The 19,502-nt window shown below is 41.1% G+C and carries 17 protein-coding genes; 15 read left to right on the top strand and 2 right to left on the bottom strand.

Annotated elements, in window-relative coordinates:
• The first annotated feature begins 136 nt into the window (after positions 1-136).
• The 3 genes from KQI87_RS14875 (at position 137) to KQI87_RS14865 (ending at position 2,256) form a co-directional block, all read left to right on the top strand.
• Positions 137-667, top strand: a complete 531-nt coding sequence (locus KQI87_RS14875) for a LacI family DNA-binding transcriptional regulator (RefSeq protein ID WP_305872526.1) — start codon at positions 137-139, stop codon at positions 665-667.
• A gap of 120 nt (positions 668-787) precedes the next feature.
• Complete coding sequence (locus KQI87_RS14870; RefSeq protein WP_216460801.1) at positions 788-1,765, top strand: aldo/keto reductase family protein; 978 nt, start codon at positions 788-790, stop codon at positions 1,763-1,765.
• A 14-nt stretch (positions 1,766-1,779) separates the two neighbouring features.
• The gene (locus tag KQI87_RS14865; RefSeq protein ID WP_216460800.1) at positions 1,780-2,256 is read left to right on the top strand and encodes a heme-binding protein; all 477 of its coding nucleotides are present in this window, start codon (positions 1,780-1,782) and stop codon (positions 2,254-2,256) included.
• Positions 2,257-2,454: 198 nt separating this feature from the next.
• Here KQI87_RS14865 and KQI87_RS14860 read toward each other — a convergent pair whose 3' ends face one another.
• Positions 2,455-2,910 carry a CYTH domain-containing protein gene (locus KQI87_RS14860; protein WP_216460799.1) on the bottom strand — a complete coding sequence of 152 codons (456 nt, stop codon included), beginning with the start codon at positions 2,908-2,910 and terminating at the stop codon, positions 2,455-2,457.
• Between the two features lie 258 nt (positions 2,911-3,168).
• Here KQI87_RS14860 and KQI87_RS14855 point away from each other — a divergent pair, with 258 nt between their 5' ends.
• The 10 genes from KQI87_RS14855 to KQI87_RS14810 all read left to right on the top strand — a co-directional run bounded on the left by KQI87_RS14855 (position 3,169) and on the right by KQI87_RS14810 (position 15,089).
• Entirely contained in the window at positions 3,169-4,659 is a 1,491-nt protein-coding gene (locus tag KQI87_RS14855; protein WP_216460798.1) for a M20 family metallopeptidase, read from the top strand.
• A gap of 347 nt (positions 4,660-5,006) precedes the next feature.
• Positions 5,007-5,567, top strand: a complete 561-nt coding sequence (locus tag KQI87_RS14850) for a DJ-1 family glyoxalase III (RefSeq protein ID WP_216460797.1) — start codon at positions 5,007-5,009, stop codon at positions 5,565-5,567.
• 405 nt (positions 5,568-5,972) lie between these two features.
• Positions 5,973-7,259 (top strand): trigger factor, encoded by a 1,287-nt coding sequence (tig, locus tag KQI87_RS14845; RefSeq protein WP_216460796.1) that lies wholly within the window; start codon positions 5,973-5,975, stop codon positions 7,257-7,259.
• 99 nt (positions 7,260-7,358) lie between these two features.
• Positions 7,359-7,940, top strand: a complete 582-nt coding sequence (gene clpP, locus KQI87_RS14840) for an ATP-dependent Clp endopeptidase proteolytic subunit ClpP (RefSeq protein ID WP_008705991.1) — start codon at positions 7,359-7,361, stop codon at positions 7,938-7,940.
• 132 nt (positions 7,941-8,072) lie between these two features.
• Complete coding sequence (gene clpX, locus KQI87_RS14835) at positions 8,073-9,392, top strand: ATP-dependent Clp protease ATP-binding subunit ClpX (protein ID WP_119243846.1); 1,320 nt, start codon at positions 8,073-8,075, stop codon at positions 9,390-9,392.
• 20 nt (positions 9,393-9,412) lie between these two features.
• Positions 9,413-11,728 (top strand): endopeptidase La, encoded by a 2,316-nt coding sequence (gene lon, locus KQI87_RS14830; protein ID WP_216460795.1) that lies wholly within the window; start codon positions 9,413-9,415, stop codon positions 11,726-11,728.
• Positions 11,729-11,838: 110 nt separating this feature from the next.
• Positions 11,839-12,444 (top strand): ribosome biogenesis GTP-binding protein YihA/YsxC, encoded by a 606-nt coding sequence (gene yihA / locus KQI87_RS14825; RefSeq protein ID WP_117677249.1) that lies wholly within the window; start codon positions 11,839-11,841, stop codon positions 12,442-12,444.
• Positions 12,445-12,544: 100 nt separating this feature from the next.
• Complete coding sequence (locus KQI87_RS14820; protein WP_117677277.1) at positions 12,545-13,390, top strand: energy-coupling factor transporter ATPase; 846 nt, start codon at positions 12,545-12,547, stop codon at positions 13,388-13,390.
• Positions 13,381-14,289: an energy-coupling factor transporter ATPase gene (locus tag KQI87_RS14815; protein ID WP_117677248.1), complete on the top strand. Its 909-nt coding sequence runs from the start codon at positions 13,381-13,383 to the stop codon at positions 14,287-14,289. The genes KQI87_RS14820 and KQI87_RS14815 overlap by 10 nt, the downstream gene beginning before the upstream one ends.
• A complete protein-coding gene (locus KQI87_RS14810) occupies positions 14,286-15,089 on the top strand; it encodes an energy-coupling factor transporter transmembrane component T family protein (protein ID WP_118516959.1) in 804 nt (267 codons plus the stop codon). Before KQI87_RS14815 ends, KQI87_RS14810 begins: the two co-directional genes overlap by 4 nt.
• A gap of 135 nt (positions 15,090-15,224) precedes the next feature.
• Here the strand turns inward: KQI87_RS14810 and KQI87_RS14805 are convergent, their stop codons facing one another.
• The gene (locus KQI87_RS14805) at positions 15,225-16,745 is read right to left on the bottom strand and encodes a PucR family transcriptional regulator (RefSeq protein WP_178762227.1); all 1,521 of its coding nucleotides are present in this window, start codon (positions 16,743-16,745) and stop codon (positions 15,225-15,227) included.
• 142 nt (positions 16,746-16,887) lie between these two features.
• Between KQI87_RS14805 and KQI87_RS14800 the strand changes: the two genes are divergently transcribed.
• Positions 16,888-18,237, top strand: coding sequence for an aminomethyl transferase family protein (locus KQI87_RS14800; protein WP_243103836.1), 1,350 nt, complete (start codon positions 16,888-16,890; stop codon positions 18,235-18,237).
• A gap of 66 nt (positions 18,238-18,303) precedes the next feature.
• Positions 18,304-19,497: an MFS transporter gene (locus tag KQI87_RS14795; RefSeq protein WP_216460794.1), complete on the top strand. Its 1,194-nt coding sequence runs from the start codon at positions 18,304-18,306 to the stop codon at positions 19,495-19,497.
• The last annotated feature ends 5 nt before the right edge of the window (positions 19,498-19,502 follow it).

Genomic DNA, 19,502 nt, shown 5'->3' with positions numbered 1-19,502 from the left:
ACGGATGCAATGATCCAAATAGAGCTACGTCAGACCAATTACTCCCCTATATTATAATAAAATAAGTGCAGCTGTCAGAGTTAATTACTCTCCAACAACTACACTTTTATGGTACTAAATAGAAAAGAACCAAAATATGGGAAGTGTTTTGATTGATAATTATGCAGCAATGAAAGATGTAGCTAAATATGTTACAGGAAAAGGGTGCAAAAAGATTGCATATATCACCGCGGACATTTCCATGTCACCCAGCAGAGAGAGATATGATGGGTTTGTAGATGGGTTGAAAGAAGTTGGGATTGATTTTGACAAAAAGCTCCATTATCCCGGAACATTTTCAGTGGAGACCGGACAGATTGGAGCAATGACTCTGCTGCAGAGAAATCCGGGTATAGACTGCATTGTCTGTGGAAATGATCTTATGGCTATCGGAGCAGTCAGTATCTGTCAGAAACTGGGAAAGAAAATTCCAGAGGACATAAAGGTCATGGGGTTTGATGACATTTATATTTCAAAATATCTGAATCCAGAGATTACTACAGTCAGACAGGATGCTTATGAGATGGGAAAACAGGCAGCGCTTATGCTGATCCGACACATTGAACAGAAAGAACCTTTGACAGATATTGTACTTCCTTATGAGATTATGGAGAGAAGTACGGTATAAAAAATGCTGATAAAAATGCGTGAAAAGCTGTGATATATTTTATGTATCATAACAATGAAAACGCATTTTTATAATAATATGAAAACGTTTAACTAAATTTACCTAAAGGAGGATACAACAATGAATTATCGTAATGTAGGAAAGTCAGGACTTAAGATCAGTGAGATTGCGCTGGGAAGCTGGATGACAGATCTGAAGGGCAGCGCACAGGAAGAGGTTGCAAAGGAAACAGTGAAACTTGCTTATGAAAAAGGAGTTAACTTTTTTGACTGTGCAGACGCTTATTCCGGTGGTGCGGCAGAAAGATTTTTTGGAGAGATTCTGAAAGATTATCCACGAAAAGAGCTTGTAATTTCAAGCAAGGTATATTTTCCAACAGGTGATGGCGTAAATGACAGAGGACTTTCCAGAAAACATATCATGGAGAACTGTGAACAGTCTTTAAAGAATATGAACCTGGACTATCTGGATCTGTATTATTGCCACCGCTATGATGAAAATACGGATTTGGAGGAAACTCTTCGGGCAATGAGTGATCTGGTTGCACAGGGAAAAGTGCTGTATTATGGTGTCAGTGAAGAATGGGGAAGTGCAAGAATTGAAGAAGCGCAGAAGATTATTGATAAACTTGGTCTTTATCCGATTTCAGTAATTCAGCCACAGTATAATATGGTAGACAGATATATTGAACATGAGATTATGGGAACATGCAGAAAATATGGAATTGGCATTACATCATTTTCCCCGCTGTCACAGGGACTCCTGACAGGAAAATATAAGAAAGGACAGCCATATCCGGAAGGTTCCCGTGCAACACACCAGGCCGACAGACAGATCAATGATCTGCTGACAGACAAAAATCTGGCTATTGTTGATGAACTTACAAAAGTAGCAGATGACCTGGGAACAAATCTGGCAATTCTTGCAATGGCATGGATTCTGCAGCATCCGGAAATCAGCTGTGTTATTGCAGGAGCAAGTAAGCCATCTCAGCTGGAAAATAATTTAAAAGCCAGCGGACTTGTCATCCCGCAGGATGCGATGGACAGAATTGAGGAGATTCTTGGATTCCAGAGATTTGAGCGCCATGTAGGATAAGAAGGGGCAGAAATATGAGCGAAGTGAATTATGAAGAAATAAAAAAGATGACAGAAGAGCAGGAAAAGGAACTGCGTTTTGATCATTTTTCCAATAAAGATGCGCTGGATCTGGGACGTTTTATTACAGATAAGATATATGCAGAAAACATGCAGCTTGCAGTAGCAATCAGAAGATTGAACGGTACGATCATATATCAGCATTTGACAGATGGTACAAATCACATCAATCAGAACTGGATGGAACGGAAATTTAATACAGTCTCTTATTTCGAAAGATCATCATTAGGTGCATGGGCACTGGAAGCTATTTCAGGAGAAACTGTAGAAGTGCATGGACTTGCAAAAGAGAAATTTATTTTTGTAGGTGGCGGATTTCCTATTCGTTTAAAGACAGGAGAGATGGTGGCAGTACTTACTGTTTCTAATCTGTATCATATGGATGATCATAAATTTATTGTACGGGTTCTTACTGAATATCTGGGAAAATAGAGAATATAATTTGTTTAACCACAACTGCGGAGCAGTTATTTGGTTATGAGCAAGTAGCGAAGCGGATGATTTTATCTGCTTAACTAATGGGAGACTGTCAGGGATTTTAAATGCAGTCTCCCGATTTTTTATTTAAGCCAGACAATCAGAAGAATGGAGCTATATTTATAATATCTGGAAAGGCTTGTTTATGAAAAATCACTGATTTCCCTGGCTTAGCCGGCTGTTATGGTATTTGCCGGAATTTGTAACATCTTTTCCAAACCATGCAGGCGGATTATAACTGAGAGCCTGTTCTTCGGAAGAAAATTCCACTTCCGCAAGATAAAGTCCCTCATATGGTGCATCAAATACATCTAATTCAATAGTAAGCCCATTTTCTTCTGGAATAAGATAACGTGTTTTGGAAATGAGGATTCCATCGGCCTTCGGACGCATGTGTTCATAAGATTCTTTAGTAAGCGGAAGATTGTATTCTTCACGGGTCATAAGACCCTTGGATTTGTAAGTGAGATAGTAGTTATCATCCTCTTTACGGATACGAACCACAGGTGCGGTGGACAAATAGCCCTGTTCCAGTTTGTGGTGTGGATAAGATTCAAGATCTGCCGGCAGATTTTCTTTGGATATTAAAAATTTACGTTCGATTTCCATTTAAATTTCCTCCATTGAGTTAAAATATGTCAATCCTTTAGTTTGTGCTATAATGATAATAGCATAGATGAAAAATAATGAAAACGCATATTTTACTTAAATCAGGCAGCAGGACAGAGTGTGAATATTTGCTTGATTTAAATTGAACACGTAGTAGAAAAAAGATATTTTATCTGTTTGATGTAAAATGGGCAATAAAAAATATTACAGGTAATATGGAAAAAAGCAGGAAATATCATAGAACAGGAAGAAAAATATATGAATGAATACATAAAAGAAATATCAGAAAAGATTGATAGTAAAAAAGAATACTATGCCAAAATCAGCAATAGAATCTGGGAGTTTGCAGAGCCAAGGTTTCAGGAATACAAATCTTCTGAATTACTCCAGCGGTCATTAAAAGAAGAGGGCTTTTCCGTCAGATCAAATCTGGCAAGAGAGGAAACTGCATTTATTGCAGAATACGGTTCTGGAAAACCGGTTATAGGATTTCTCGGAGAATTTGATGCCTTGCCAGGCCTTTCACAGAAAGCAGATACAACAGAGCGAATCCCGGCAGAACCGACACAAAATTTAAAATGCGAAAGTGAATCAAAAACAGAACAGAAACAAGGCCCAGCGTACGTAAATGACTGCGGTCACGGCTGCGGCCACCAGCTTATCGGAACAGGCACCCTTGCCTCCGTCATAGCATTAAAAGACTTCATGAAAGAACACAACCTGAAAGGCACGATCCGCTACTACGGCTGCCCAGCCGAAGAAAACGCAGGCGGCAAAGCATTCCTCGTACGTGATGGCTATTTCAACGACTGCGATCTCGCCCTCTGCTGGCACCCGGAACAGGGACGACGCGCATGCTACGGAAGCACCAAAGCAAACTTCAGAGTATTCTTCACATTCCACGGAACCCCGGCCCACGCATCCATGTGCCCGGAACTCGGCCGCTCCGCATTAGACGCAGTAGAACTGATGGACGTAGGCGTAAACTACATGCGCGAACACATGATAGATGAAGCCAGAATCCACTATGCAATCACCGACACAGGCGGAGACGCCCCAAACGTAGTCCAGTCCAGAGCTCAGGTCCTCTATGCCATCCGCGCCCCAAAGATCACCCAGGTAAAAGAACTCTACAACCGCGTCTGCAACATAGCCAAAGGCGCCGCCCTAATGACCGAAACCACCGTAGAAATCCGCCAGGTAGCCGCCTACTCCAACCTGATCTCCAACAAAATCCTCGCAGATCATATGAACACCTATCTGGAAAAACTTGGCCCGATCACCTACACCGAACAAGAATATACCTACGCCCAGAACTTCCAGCGAGCCCTCTCAGACCAGGACAAAAAACAACTCCCGACCATCGCACGGGACTATTTTGGACCCAAAGCATCCGAAGCCATGAAGACCCCAATCTTCGAACCAATCGCCTATCAAAATCTGTACAGCGACCTCAAATACTCCACCGATGTAGGCGATGTAAGCTGGATAGTCCCAACCGTCCACCTCAACATCCCCACCTTCGCTGCAGGAACCGCTCTCCATTCCTGGCAGGCAGTAGCCCAGGGAAAATCTTCTATCGCCCATAAAGGAATGCTCTATGCCGCCAAAATCATGGCCCTCACCGCCCTGGATTTTCTCCAAAATCCAGAACTGGCAACTGAAGCCAGGAAAGAACTGACAGAAACATTAGACGGAGAAACATATCCCAATCCATTGCCGAAAGACTTGAAACCAGAGATATGGTAAAATAAAAATTGAGAAAAGAGCCAGTTCCCAGCGCGAAGCCCTCTGTCTCCTGGGGTGAATTTGACGAGTCTTAGTAACTCTTAGGTCTGGGAAATCTGCGTTATGGAAAAGAATCGCAACGTGTCTGAGCGAAGTCTGCAACGGAGCGAGTTTTGCATTCTTTTCCATGCTTTTAGCAGATTTTCCAGACCTTAGAGTTACTTAGGCTCACGAAACTGAACCCCAGGAGACAGAGGGCTTCGCGCGTCCCCATGCAATTCAAACAAACATTGTAACCATCCCAAAAAAATGCTATAATCCATTGCAGAAAAACAAGATAAAAATTTCAAAACAGGAGGCACCCAAAAATGAGCAAAAAAGTATACATTTTCCTCGCTGATGGCTTCGAAGACATCGAAGGCTTAACCGTAGTAGACCTTCTCCGCCGCGCCGGAATCGACATCAAAACCGTATCCATCAAAGAAACCACCCAGATCCAGACATCCCACGGCATCACCATGCTCACTGACACCACATTCGCTGAAACCGACTTCACCGACGCCGACATGCTAGTTCTCCCGGGAGGAATGCCAGGAACCAAATACCTTGCAGCCTACAAACCACTCACCGACCTCCTGACAGACTTCAACAACAAAGGCAAAAAAATCGCCGCTATCTGCGCAGCTCCAAGCGTATTTTCAGGACTTGGTTTCCTCAAAGGTAAAAAAGCCACATCCTACCCATCCTTCATGGAAGTCATTGCCAAAGACGGTGCCCAGACTAGCGAAGACAGCGTAGTAGTTGACGGAAACATAACCACCAGCCGAGGCCTCGGAACAGCCGTAGACTTCGCACTTTCCCTGATCGCTCAGCTCGAAAATGACGAAAAAGCAAAAGAAATCGCAGAATCTGTAGTGTATTCCTGCTAAAAACACCCCAAAACCCTTATTTTTATGCGAAAAAACACTAGCACTTTTATATTTTTTGTGCTATACTGCTACAATGACTGTAAATATATAATTAAGTTATAGACAGGCCTTTTGCGTTACTGTCCACGGGGGAATATTCCGCGAGGTGTTTTTTGTGAACGGAGTTCACGGAAAACCCGAGACATACCGCGCGAATTTATGCGATCGCATAAATTCTGTGCATCGCGAAGCGTGTTACTGGGCACGGAGTGAACAGTGACTCTCCCGCTTCTACTAAAAAAGGAAACAGTGGGAGCGGAGCTTAGACTTGAATATATAGAAATAGGTAAAAACTGTGAATGAAATAACGCAGCTGAAAAACCAGTCGCAAAATATAACCTGAAAATTAAGGAGGAACATTGTAACATGAGTTTACAGGTGGAAAAAATGGAAAAAAACATGGCTAAACTTACTATCGAAGTTGCCGCTGAAGATTTAGAGAAAGCTATGCAGAACGCATATCAGAAAGCTAAAGGAAGAATCTCCATCCCAGGATTCCGTAAAGGAAAAGCTCCAAGAAAAATGATCGAGCAGATGTATGGAAAAGGTGTATTCCTTGAAGACGCTGTTAACGCTCTGATCCCGGAACACTACAGCAAAGCATTAGCAGAATGCGAACTTGAGATCGTTTCCCAGCCAACAATCGACATCACACAGGCTGAGCCAGGAAAAGCTCTCATCTTCACAGCTGAAGTAGCTACTAAACCAGAAGTTACATTAGGTGATTACAAAGGTGTAGAAGTACCGAAGACTGAGATCAACGTAACAGACGAAGATGTAGACGCTGAGATCAAGAAAGAGCAGGAGAAGAACTCCAGAACAATCAACGTAGAAGACCGCGGAGCTCAGTTACAGGATGTTGTAACAATCGACTTTGAAGGATCCGTAGACGGAGTACCTTTCGACGGCGGACAGGCTACAGAATATCCTCTGACACTTGGTTCCAACACATTCATCCCAGGATTCGAAGATCAGCTTGTTGGCGCTAAAGTTGGCGATGATGTAGACGTAAAAGTTACATTCCCGGAAGAATATCAGGCAAAAGAACTTGCTGGCAAAGAAGCAATCTTCAAATGCGCAGTTAAGAAGATCGAAGCAAAAGAACTTCCAGAACTGGATGATGATTTTGCAAAAGATGTTTCTGAGTTCGATACACTTGCAGAGTACAAAGAACACGTTAAGACAAACCTTGAAGAAAGAAAAGCAAACGAAGCAAAACGTGCAAAAGAAGATGCAGCAGTAGATAAAGCAATCGAAAACGCACAGATGGATATTCCAGAAGCTATGCTTCAGACACAGTGCCGTCAGATGCTTGACGACTTCAGCAGAAGAATGCAGTCTCAGGGATTATCCATGGATCAGTACTTCCAGTTCACAGGCATGACAGCTGAGAAGATGATGGAAGACATGAAACCACAGGCATTAAAGAGAATCCAGACAAGACTGGTTCTTGAGAAAGTAGCAGAAGTTGAGAACATTCAGCCAACAGAGGAAGAAGTAAATGAAGAAATCTCCAAGATGGCTGAAGCATACAAAATGGAAGCTGACAAGTTAAAAGAATTACTTGGAGAGCGTGAACTTGAGCAGATGAAGAAAGACATGGCTGTACAGAAAGCAGTTACTGTTATCGCTGACGCTGCTAAAGAAGTTTAATTTTTAGAGTAATCAAATTTTAATATCGGGAAAGAGGCAGACTCAGATGTTTTCCTCTTTCCGGAACAAAAGTCAGCCGCGTAAAATGGAGGCGTTTATATGAGTTTAGTACCTTATGTCATTGAACAGACAAGCAGGGGAGAGAGAAGCTACGACATCTATTCAAGGCTTCTGAAAGACAGAATTATTTTTCTGGGCGAAGAAGTAAATGATGTGAGTGCAGGACTGATCGTATCACAGCTTCTTTTCCTGGAAGCAGAAGATCCTGGTAAAGATATTCAGCTGTATATCAACAGCCCGGGCGGTTCCGTAACAGCCGGCATGGCGATTTATGATACCATGCAGTATATTAAATGCGATGTTTCTACCATTTGTCTTGGAATGGCTGCCAGCATGGGAGCATTTCTTCTGGCAGGCGGTGCAAAGGGCAAGAGATTTGCTCTTCCACATTCCACTATCATGATCCATCAGCCATCCGGTGGTGCACAGGGTCAGGCAACAGAGATCCAGATCGTGGCGGATCATATCGCACAGACAAAGAGAACTTTAAATGAATTATTGGCTGCGAATACCGGTCAGCCGATAGAAGTTGTTGAGCGTGATACAGACCGGGACAACTATATGACTGCTGAAGAAGCAAAGGCATATGGACTGATTGACGGTGTAGTCATGCATAAATAATGCGAAAGATAAGACTCCTGTGAATCATCACAGGAGTCTTATTATATCACTAAAGCGACCCGCCGCAGGCGGAGAATCCTGCAAAGCAGGATTCTTTTTTAAATCAAATTTAGAAAGGATAGACATAAATTCATGGCAGAAAAGATGAGAGAAGGAAAAATAAGATGTTCCTTTTGCCAGAAGACAGAAGACCAGGTAAGAAAACTGATCGCAGGTCCGGATGGTAAAGCATTCATTTGTGATGAATGTATTGGAATCTGTTCAGAAATCATGGAAGAGGAATTAAATCCTTATGATGACAGTGAAATCATGAACTCTGATATCAATCTTCTGAAACCGGAAGAAATCCATGCAATTCTGGATGATTATGTAATCGGACAGGATGCTGCGAAGAAAGCTCTTGCTGTTGCTGTTTATAATCACTACAAGAGAATCCTTGCATCCAGAAATTCCGAGGTAGAGCTTCAGAAGAGTAATATTCTGATGCTTGGCCCAACAGGTTCCGGTAAGACATTACTCGCCCAGACACTTGCAAGACTTCTGAATGTACCATTTGCTATCGCAGATGCCACAACACTGACAGAGGCCGGTTATGTAGGTGAAGATGTTGAGAATATTCTTCTCAAGATCATTCAGGCGGCAGATTACGACATTGAGCGTGCACAGTATGGAATTATCTATATCGACGAGATTGATAAGATCACGAGAAAATCTGAAAATGCATCTATTACACGTGATGTTTCAGGAGAAGGTGTGCAGCAGGCTCTCTTAAAAATCCTTGAGGGAACAGTTGCAAGCGTTCCTCCGCAGGGTGGACGTAAGCATCCGCATCAGGAATTCATCCAGATTGATACGACCAATATCCTGTTCATCTGTGGCGGTGCTTTTGACGGAATCGAGAAGATCATTGAGTCCAGACAGGACACCAAGTCTATCGGTTTTGGAGCAGAAGTTTCCGTAAAAGAAGAGAGGAATGTAGGAGAAGTTCTGAAGGACGTAATGCCGGAAGACTTCATCAAATTCGGTCTGATTCCTGAGTTTATCGGACGTGTGCCGGTAGTTGTAACTCTGGATGCGCTTGATGAGAATGCACTGATCAGTATTCTGAAAGAGCCGAAGAACTCACTTACCAAACAGTATCATAAATTATTTGAACTGGATGGCGTTGAACTTAATTTCGAAGATGATGCACTGCAGCTTGTTGCAAAGAAATCTCTGGAACGTAGGACCGGAGCCAGAGGACTTCGTGCGATCATGGAAGGTTCACTGATGGATCTGATGTACAAGATTCCGTCAGATGATACAATTCGTAAGTGCACAATTACAAAAGATGTAGTAGAAGGCACCGGTGAGCCGGAGATCGTCCGCGGAGAAGCTCCTGCAAAGGCGAAAACAGCCGGAAGCAGAAGATCGTCCCGGACACATAAGAAAGACAAACCGGAAACAGCCTGATGAAAGGGACTGAACAATAAATGACAAATCAGAATATGGTGCTGCCGGCGATCGCCCTCAGGGGAACAACGATTCTTCCGGGGATGATCGTTCATTTTGACGTAAGCAGAGAACGCTCTGTCAAGGCGATTGAAGCAGCCATGCTTCATGACCAGAAGATTTTTCTGGTAACACAGATTGATCCTGAGGTGGAGACACCGGATCTGGCAGGTGTGTACCGCGTAGGAACTATCGCTTATATCAAGCAGGTTGTGAAACTTCCTCAGAACCTTCTGCGCGTACTTGTAGAAGGAACAGGACGCGCCACACTTGTGAAATTTGAGCAGGAATTTCCATTTATTAAAACAGAGATCATACCGGTTGATGAAGAAGAAATGCAGATGCCTGAGCCAGTGATGGAAGCCATGCACAGGAGTCTGAAAGAATTATTTCACAGATACTGCATGGAGAATGGAAAAGTCAGCAAAGAGCTGGTAGCACAGATTTTAAATATAGAGAATATAGAGGAACTTGTTGAGCAGATCGCGGTAAATATTCCGCTGTCTTATCAGAATAAACAGAAGATTCTGGAAGCACTGACACTGGAAGAACGCTATGAAGTTTTGGGTGCGATCTTAAGTAATGAGATTGAGATCATGCAGATTGGCAGAGATCTTCAGAAGAAAGTGAAAGCCAGAGTCGATAAGAATCAGAGAGAATATATTCTGAGAGAACAGCTGAAACTGATCCGTGAAGAACTGGGAGAAGACAATACTGCAGATGATGCAGAGGAGTTTAAGAAGAAGCTTCAGGAGCTTCAGGCCAGTGATGAAGTAAAAGAGAAGATCAGCAAGGAGATCGAGAGATTTAAGAATACTAACACCAATGTTTCTGAGAATGCGGTACTCCGTGGTTATATTGAGACAATGCTGTCGCTTCCATGGGATAAGAAATCTGTGGATTCCGATGATCTGAAAGAAGCCTGGAAAGTACTCCAGGATGGTCATTACGGATTAAAAGATGTAAAAGAGCGCGTGATGGAATTCCTTTCTGTCCGTAAACTGACACATAAAGGGAAAAGCCCGATTCTCTGTCTCGTGGGACCTCCGGGAACAGGTAAGACATCTATTGCCAAGTCCATTGCAGAAGCTATGCATAAGAAATATGTGCGCATTTGTCTGGGCGGTGTACGAGATGAGGCAGAGATCCGTGGTCACAGAAAAACTTATGTAGGTGCTATGCCAGGTAGAATCACAGCTGCATTACAGCAGGCAGGCGTAAGTAATCCACTGATGCTTCTTGATGAAATCGATAAGACCAGCAGTGATTACAAAGGAGATACCTCCGCAGCACTTCTTGAGGTACTTGATCCGGAGCAGAACAGCAGATTTCTGGATCATTATATAGAAGTTCCACAGGATCTCTCAGAGGTACTGTTTATTGCCACTGCAAATGATGTTCAGGGAATCCCGAGACCTCTTCTTGACCGTATGGAATTGATCGAGATCGCAGGCTACACAGAGAATGAGAAAGAGCACATTGCAAAAGAACATCTGATTCCAAAACAGATGGAAGAGAATGGTATCGAGAAAGGAAAGTTGACGATTCAGACAGCAGCCCTTAAGAAGATCATCAATAATTATACAAAAGAAGCCGGAGTTCGAAATCTGGAGAGAACCATTGGTCAGATCTGCAGAAAAACTGCGAGATTGATCATGGAAGAAGATAAGAAAAAAGTCACAGTTACTTCTAAGAACCTGTCAGATTTTCTTGGAAAAGAACATTTCAATTATCTTATGGCAAATAAGAAAGATGAGATTGGTATTTCACGTGGTCTTGCATGGACACAGGTAGGTGGAGATACACTTCAGATCGAGGTCAATGTAATGCCAGGAAAAGGCGAGCTTATGCTTACCGGACAGCTTGGCGATGTGATGAAGGAGTCTGCACAGGCGGGAATCACTTACATTCGCTCCATTGCTTCAGATTATAAAGTAGAACCGGAATTTTTCCAGGAAAACGATATTCATGTTCACATTCCGGAGGGAGCAGTGCCAAAAGACGGACCATCCGCGGGTATTACCATGGCAACTGCCATTCTTTCCGCTATTATCAAGAAGCCGGTAAGAGCAGACCTTGCCATGACCGGTGAGATTACACTGAGAGGAAGAGTACTTCCAATCGGTGGTTTAAAAGAGAAACTTCTTGCCGCAAAATATGCGAAGATCAAAGAAGTATTAGTACCGGCAGAGAATAAGCCGGATATTCAGGAATTAGATAAAGAAATCACAGACGGACTTACTATCACATTTGTAAGTTCTATGAAAGAAGTACTGAATAAAGCACTTGTATCCTGATAACATAGTAATGATAAAGAGCATTACTCAGAATCGAAGTGAACAGCAAACAAAGAGCCAGTCTGGGAAATGACTGACTCTTTGCTGTGAAAATAAAAGCGAGGAAATCAATGGTTATTAAGAATGTATCATTAGATATCGTCTGTGGTATCACCAGTAAGCTTCCGGATACCAACAGACCGGAGGTTGCATTTGCAGGAAAATCAAATGTAGGAAAATCATCTCTGATCAACGGACTGATGAATCGGAAATCTCTTGCCAGAACAAGTGCGCAGCCGGGAAAAACACAGACCATTAACTTTTACAATATCAATGAAACTATGTATCTGGTAGACCTGCCTGGCTATGGATATGCAAAGGTTTCACAGTCTGAGAAAGAAAAATGGGGCAAGATGATCGAGAGATATCTTCATACATCCAAAGATCTCAAAGCTGTTTTTCTTCTCATTGACATCCGTCATGATCCATCTGCAAATGACAAGATGATGTATGACTGGATCCTGAATAATGGTTATGAGCCGATCATTATAGCGACCAAGCTTGACAAGCTCAAACGAAGCCAGGTTCAGAAGAATATCAAAGCAATCAAAGAAGGGCTGAAGCTGAGCAAAGATGGCATCATCATTCCTTTTTCCGCTGAAACAAAGCAGGGAAGAGATGAAATCTGGACTCTGATCGATGAGTTGACCGGACTGGCAGCTACTGAAGAAGCCTGAGAAAATAAAATGTTACTGAATAGTTGCTGTCCGTTGATTGCAGAGTACATTTTCTGAGAATAAAATGGACAGTGAATACAAATACGAGGACAAAAATATTATGGGAATTATCAAGGCGTTCAAGCTGGGATTTGACTATCTCAAGTATGATGAAGATGGCAACGTGCAGGATACGCAGCGTGCTGTCAATGATGTAAACCTGGACATTGAAGCCGGACAATTCGTGGCTATTCTGGGACATAATGGTTCTGGAAAATCTACTCTTGCAAAGCATTTGAATGCGCTTCTCATTCCGACGGAAGGGACGTTATGGGTAGATGGGATTGACACGTCTAAAGAGCCGGAATTATGGAAAGTCCGCCAGAAAGCGGGCATGGTTTTTCAGAATCCTGACAATCAGATCATAGGAACTGTGGTAGAAGAAGATGTAGGTTTCGGACCGGAGAACATGGGAGTGCCGACAGAGAAAATCTGGGAGCGAGTAGATGAGAGCCTGAAAAAGACAGGCATGACCTCTTATCGTTATCATTCTCCGAATAAGCTTTCCGGAGGTCAGAAGCAGAGAGTTGCTATTGCCGGTGTGATGGCAATGCGCCCGAAATGCATCATTCTGGATGAGCCAACTGCGATGCTTGATCCGAATGGACGAAAGGAAGTTCTGGAGGCAGTCAGTGATCTTAATAAGCAGGAGGGAGTGACTGTAATTCTGATCACACACTATATGGAAGAGGTTGTACGCGCAGATAAAGTATATGTGATGGACAGCGGAGAAGTAGTGATGCAGGGAACACCGAAGGAGATTTTTTCTCAGGTGGAGACTCTGAAGGAATACAGACTGGATGTGCCACAGGTAACACTTCTGGCACATGAACTTCATAAAGCCGGAGTGGATATTCCGGAGGGAATACTGACTACAGAGGAGCTGGTGAATGCCTTATGTCTATAGAATTAAAGAATGTAACATACACTTACAGTCCGGGAACTGCTTATGAAATCCATGCGCTAAAAGATGTAAATCTTTCTATTCCGGATGGACAGTTTATTGGAATTATCGGGCATACAGGAAGCGGAAAGTCTACCCTGATCCAGCATTTTAATGCACTGATCCGTCCGACTTCCGGTACGATCACATACAATGGAGAGGATATCTGGGGAGAGAAATACGATCGCCGTGCACTGCGAAGTGAGGTAGGCCTGGTATTTCAGTATCCGGAGCATCAGCTTTTCGAGAATGATGTCCTTTCTGATGTCTGCTTTGGACCGATGAATCAGGGACTGTCCAGAGAAGAGGCAGAAGTAGAAGCTAAGAAAGCATTGCAGCATGTAGGTTTTAAGGAAGAAAATTATAGCAAATCCCCGTTTGAACTTTCAGGTGGACAGAAGAAACGAGTTGCGATTGCCGGAGTTCTGGCTATGAACCCGAAAATTCTCATTCTGGACGAGCCGACTGCAGGGCTGGATCCGAAAGGGCGGGATGATATCCTTGATCAGATTGCAGAGCTTCATAAAGTAAGAGGAATTACGATTATCCTTGTATCTCACAGTATGGAGGATATTGCCAAATATGCGGAGAGACTGATCGTAGTCAATGATGGAGAAATCGCCTATGATGATGCGCCGAAGGCAGTATTTGCCCATTACAGAGAACTGGAAGCTATGGGACTTGCAGCTCCTCAGATCACATATATCATGCATGCTCTCAAAGAAAAAGGACTGGATGTAGATGTGACCGCAACTACGGTGGAGGAAGCGAAAGAGAATATTCTGGCAGTGCTGAAAAAGACTGCTCCGGAGAAGCTGCTCCGTACAGATGAGAAGGAAAATAAGGGAGGACAGGAAGCATGATCCGAGACATTACATTAGGACAGTACTATCCTGCCAAATCTGTTCTTCACAGAATGGACCCAAGAGCGAAGCTGGTAGGTACACTTGTATTTATTATTTCTGTATTTGTATTTCATACATTTCCGGGATATGCAGTAGCAACTTTATTTCTGGCAGGCATGATCATAATCTCAAAAGTTCCGCCGAAATTCATGTTCAAGGGACTGAAAGCAATCGTAATGCTGCTTATGATCACTGTAGTATTTAACATCCTGCTGACTCCGGGAAAAGTTCTCTGGCAGTGGGGAATCTTTCATGTAACAGAAGAAGGCCTGAAACTTGCTGGAAGAATGGCTATCCGCCTGACTTATCTTGTGATTGGTTCTTCCGTTATGACACTGACAACCACGCCAAATCAGCTTACAGACGGCTTGGAACGTCTGCTCAGACCACTGAATAAACTTCATGTACCAATCCATGAGATTGCCATGATGATGTCCATTGCATTAAGATTTATCCCGATTCTTCTTGAAGAGACAGATAAGATCATGAAAGCACAGATTGCACGTGGCGCAGATTTTGAAAACGGAAATCTGATCCAGAAAGCTAAGAACATGATTCCGCTTCTGGTACCGCTGTTTATCTCAGCATTCCGAAGAGCTAACGATCTGGCAATGGCCATGGAAGCAAGATGCTACCATGGCGGCGATAACAGAACACAGATGAAGCCACTCCATTATGAATCCAGAGATTATATTGCATATGTGGTGATGTTTGCTTATCTGGCGATTGCGATTATATTCAGAATCGCAGGAATTTGATGAGATACGGAATAGTTACTGATTTATAATGATATTTTATATGCTGTAATCCGGTAAAAATGGGTTACAGCATATTTCTATTTATGAACAGAAAAAGGCATATTTTTATCTGTTATAAAGATTCTATAATAAACATTAATCGAAAGGTTTTAAAAGAAGCCTTTGGCAGGATAACCAAAGTAACCCGAGTTCTGATTGAGACAGCTTAGAAAAAGTTATATTTAATAAATCTTCTATTTTTTTTATCCGATAAATAACAGTATGACGATGTATAAATAAATTAGAAGCTGTTGCCGATAAATTCAGACCGGAAGAAATATATTGTTCAAGGCAGATGAGTAAATCCTGTCGGTATTCTTTTTTTATGTTTTGAAAATTTTTCATAGATGGAAACATCAATCCATCTGCTTCATTTGATGTAAATAATGTTTTTACAAGATATTCTGGCAAAATTTCCAGAAAAGATATCCCTGGTTCTTTTTTTCTTTGACTTAAAGCTATCTGAGACTGCATAAATGCAGTATGCAACTCCGTAATGTTTTCAAAGCACATACTTTGACCAAAATACATATGACATTGATTTAGAAAATTAGTCATTTTTTTGTAAAGTGTTAAGTTGTGATAGTGTTCAAGATTTTGGTCGACTGCAACAATTTGATCAGAATAATTATATATCATCTCAAGATTCAGGAGATATGAAATATTGGGAATGAAATTTTTTATAGATGGTCCATCTGCTGAGTCTTTTTGAAAAGTCCAGACAAAATATTTCTTTTCTTTAATAAATCCATTACGCGCAAGATTGAAAAAAAGTACTTCCTGATTAATTTCTTTCCCTCTTATAAGCTGTTCAATGTACCATGGCATATGTTTACTTGAAAAAGCAAATTCAGTGGTATGTTGAATTGCCTGTTCAATAAATGTCTGAATCTGTACGACATTCAGATATTCTCCAGGTGTAAATTCTGCAGAAACATCACTTAATGCCAATGTACCAAATATTGATTCATTTCGATAGAGTGGTGCAATGAGTCGCTTTATTTTGTGGAAGCGATTATCTGACTGGAAGAAAAAAGGTTTACGTCCATTATTTAAAAGTGAATTAAGACTCGGACTGATTTCTGATTCGTCAGGCGAACGGCCATGAGACAGAACATAATTCCAAAGTTCTCCTTTGGTGGAAATATCTGGAACATGGCCGGCCGTCATTAAAAGATTTTGTTGCATGTCAAAAATAGCGATAGGATTTTTGAGCATTTTTGTACATATTTGTAAAATATTTTTTAATGATGAATTTTTTAAAATACATTGAAGAACCTGACATTCCCAATTTTGATATTCTGCAATGATATCAGATATAGTATACAGTAGCGAATCTATAGAAATATCTGTTGTAGTGAGAACACTGCAGGAGAGAAAAACAGAGGGAACAGATTCGGGATATTGATTAATAAAAAGCATATGTGCTGGAAAGGAAAAATCTGGTGGGAAAGAATACGACGAATCAATCAGATAAAGAGTATCAGAGTCAATAACTGTTGTTTCAGGTAAAAATTTCCGTACGCGGGTAATTGTGCAGGAATTTTGATTTTGTTCTTTTATTACAAAAATATCTGCAGAAATTTGTTCAAAAATCTGATGAATATTGAGTTTCATAGGAACCCTCCTGTAATATGGACATTTATGTATAAAAATAGTATCTGTTTTTTTGATTATACAGACGATGAATATAAAAAACAAGTGTATTATACTTGGGTTTAGAAAGTGTACAAAAATATATAAAAAAAAGGGGAAAATTATGAACGAATCAAGAAATCCACTAATGGAAGGTGCCAGTTTACTATATCAGGTTGCACCGGGAGCATTGCTTCCATATGAATATCGAGGAGTAAGACCGGAGATTAAAGCATACCAGACAAGTGCATGGATTGGAACTGCACTGATGATTTCACCAATTTACGATGTGTATGGACCGGATGTGATCAAGTTTTTTAATTCTATCTGTACAAATGATTTTTCTAAACTCGGTATGAAAGGGCTTCGTCATGCAGTAATCTGCAATGAAAAAGGACAGATTATGACAGATGGTGTTGCAATTAAGGTTGCTGAGGACAGAATCCGAACATATTGGTTAAATCCACCTCTTGCGTATCTTGTAGAATCATCTGAAATGGATGTACATGGGGAAGATATGTCAGGAAAAGAATATATTATTCAAATTGATGGAGAAAAATCTCTTGAAATTCTGGAAGATGCTTTTCAGGCGGATTTACATGATATTAAATTTGCACGTCATAGATGTCAGGATGTAGATGGAAAGACAGTACGTATTATTCGCCTTGGGATGTCTGGCAACCTTGCTTATGAAATTCATGGGGATATTTCAGAGTTTGTATATATTTATGATAAGGTTTGGGAAAGCGGGAAAAAATTTGGTGCTCAGAAATTAGGACTTCATGCCTATAATCTTTTTAATCATACGGAAGCAGGATTTCCAAACATCAATCTCCATTATCCGCTTCCATGGTTTGAATCGGGAGAAGGACTGGCCAATTATCTGTATCAGCATCCGGAGACTGCTTTTTATAATATTAAACGTTATCTGCTTGGCAGTGTGGGAGATGATCTTGAAAGTCGTTTTATGACGCCATTTGATGTTGGATGGGATTTCCTTGTGAAATTTAATCATGATTTTACCGGAAAAGATGCTCTTTTGAAACTTGCTGAAGAAAAACGCAGAACAGCAGTAACTCTTGAATGGAATGGAGAGGATGTAGGAAAAATTTTTACTACGAAACTGATTCCGGGAGAGGAACCTTGTGAAGATATTTCCGTACAGAGTGATGTATTCTGGAATGAACAGCCGGAAGAACCAGGATTCACTTATAGAGCAGATAAGGTATTTGCCGGAGAAAACCAGATTGGCATTTCATCTGGAAGAATAATTTCCTATAATTACAATAGTATGATTTCTCTTGGATTTATTAATCCTAAATATGCAAAAGAAGGAACGAAACTGGAAATTTTGTGGGGGACTCCTGGTACGCGTCAGATGAAAGTACGTGCAACAGTAAAAAAACTTCCTTATAATAGCGAGTTTATCCGCAATGAAAACAAAGATGTAGAAGAAATTCCTCATTTATTCTAAGGTTTAACAGGGGGCGGCTGTTTTACGACAGCCGCTTTTCATATATTGTTTGGAAGGAGATACATATTGAATAAAAAACAGAAATATACATTTATAAGTCTTATGCTGGCATCTACTGTTGCTGCTTATGCTCAATATCAGATGAATGTGTTTTCGATTGATCTGATAACAGCGTATCAAATATCTGCTTCTCGTTTTGCGTTTTTATTTACTGCACCAATGCTTCCGGCAATTTTTCTGAGCATTCCATTGGGAAAATTGTCTGATAAAATTGGCTATAGAAATGCAATACAGTTGGGACTTGCTTTTACTATATTAGGACTTACAGGTCGTATTTTTGCAGAAAGTTATTCTACACTATGGATTTGCATGGCATTTAGTGGCGCATCTTCTATTACACTGTTTGTTAATAGCGCAAGAGTATTGGAAGAAGTAGTTCCTGCAGAAAAATCAGTTTTATTTATGGGAATATATACTACGGCCGGTATGCTTGCGCAGACTTTTGCAACTGCAACATCTGCAGTTTTGTATTCAACATTACAAAAAGCTTATGTTGGAGCATTAGTATACGCAGTTGTAATTACTGTTATATGGGCAGGGAACTATTGTATAGAGAAAGAAAATGCTGAAAATACAGAATTCAGAAATGCAGATAGATCTTCAGAGCAAAAAGGAAAATTTTCGGACGTTCTGAGCTGCAAAGGTATCTGGTTTACTGCAGTCAGTTTATTCTGTATTCTGGGAGCGACTATTACATTAAATACATTTCTTCCAGCTGCACTTATGGAAATTCATGGATTTTCTAAATCGCAGGCAGGTACTGTTGCATCTATGATATCATTTGGAAATATGGTTGGTGCAGTTATAGGGCCCGTTTTGTATCGAAAGTTAAAGAAATTTTCAAGACTTATCTTTTTATTTGGAGGAATTTCTATTATAGGATGTATTGGGGGATGGATGCTTCATGAACAAATCCTTATGATAATTATATATTTTATTACAGGGATTGCTATTGGAGGTGCAATGCCAATTTATTTCACAATGCCGATTAGATTAAGAGAAATTTCATCTGATAATATTTCTACAGCAGGAGGGTTGATTACAACATTTCAGTTAGGTGGAGCGGTAATAGTTCCATCTTATATTATTGCTCCAATTGCAGGAAATAATTATTCAGAAATTTTTATCCTGACTGCAGTTGTGATTGCAATTGCTGTTGGATTGGGTGTATTGCTTGAAAAAGAACTGGTTAAATTGTAGTAGAA

Origin of the sequence: Blautia sp. MSJ-9, assembly GCF_018919065.1 — a bacterium.
GTDB lineage: Bacteria > Bacillota > Clostridia > Lachnospirales > Lachnospiraceae > Blautia_A.
This window is presented reverse-complemented; position numbering and strand designations above follow the sequence as displayed.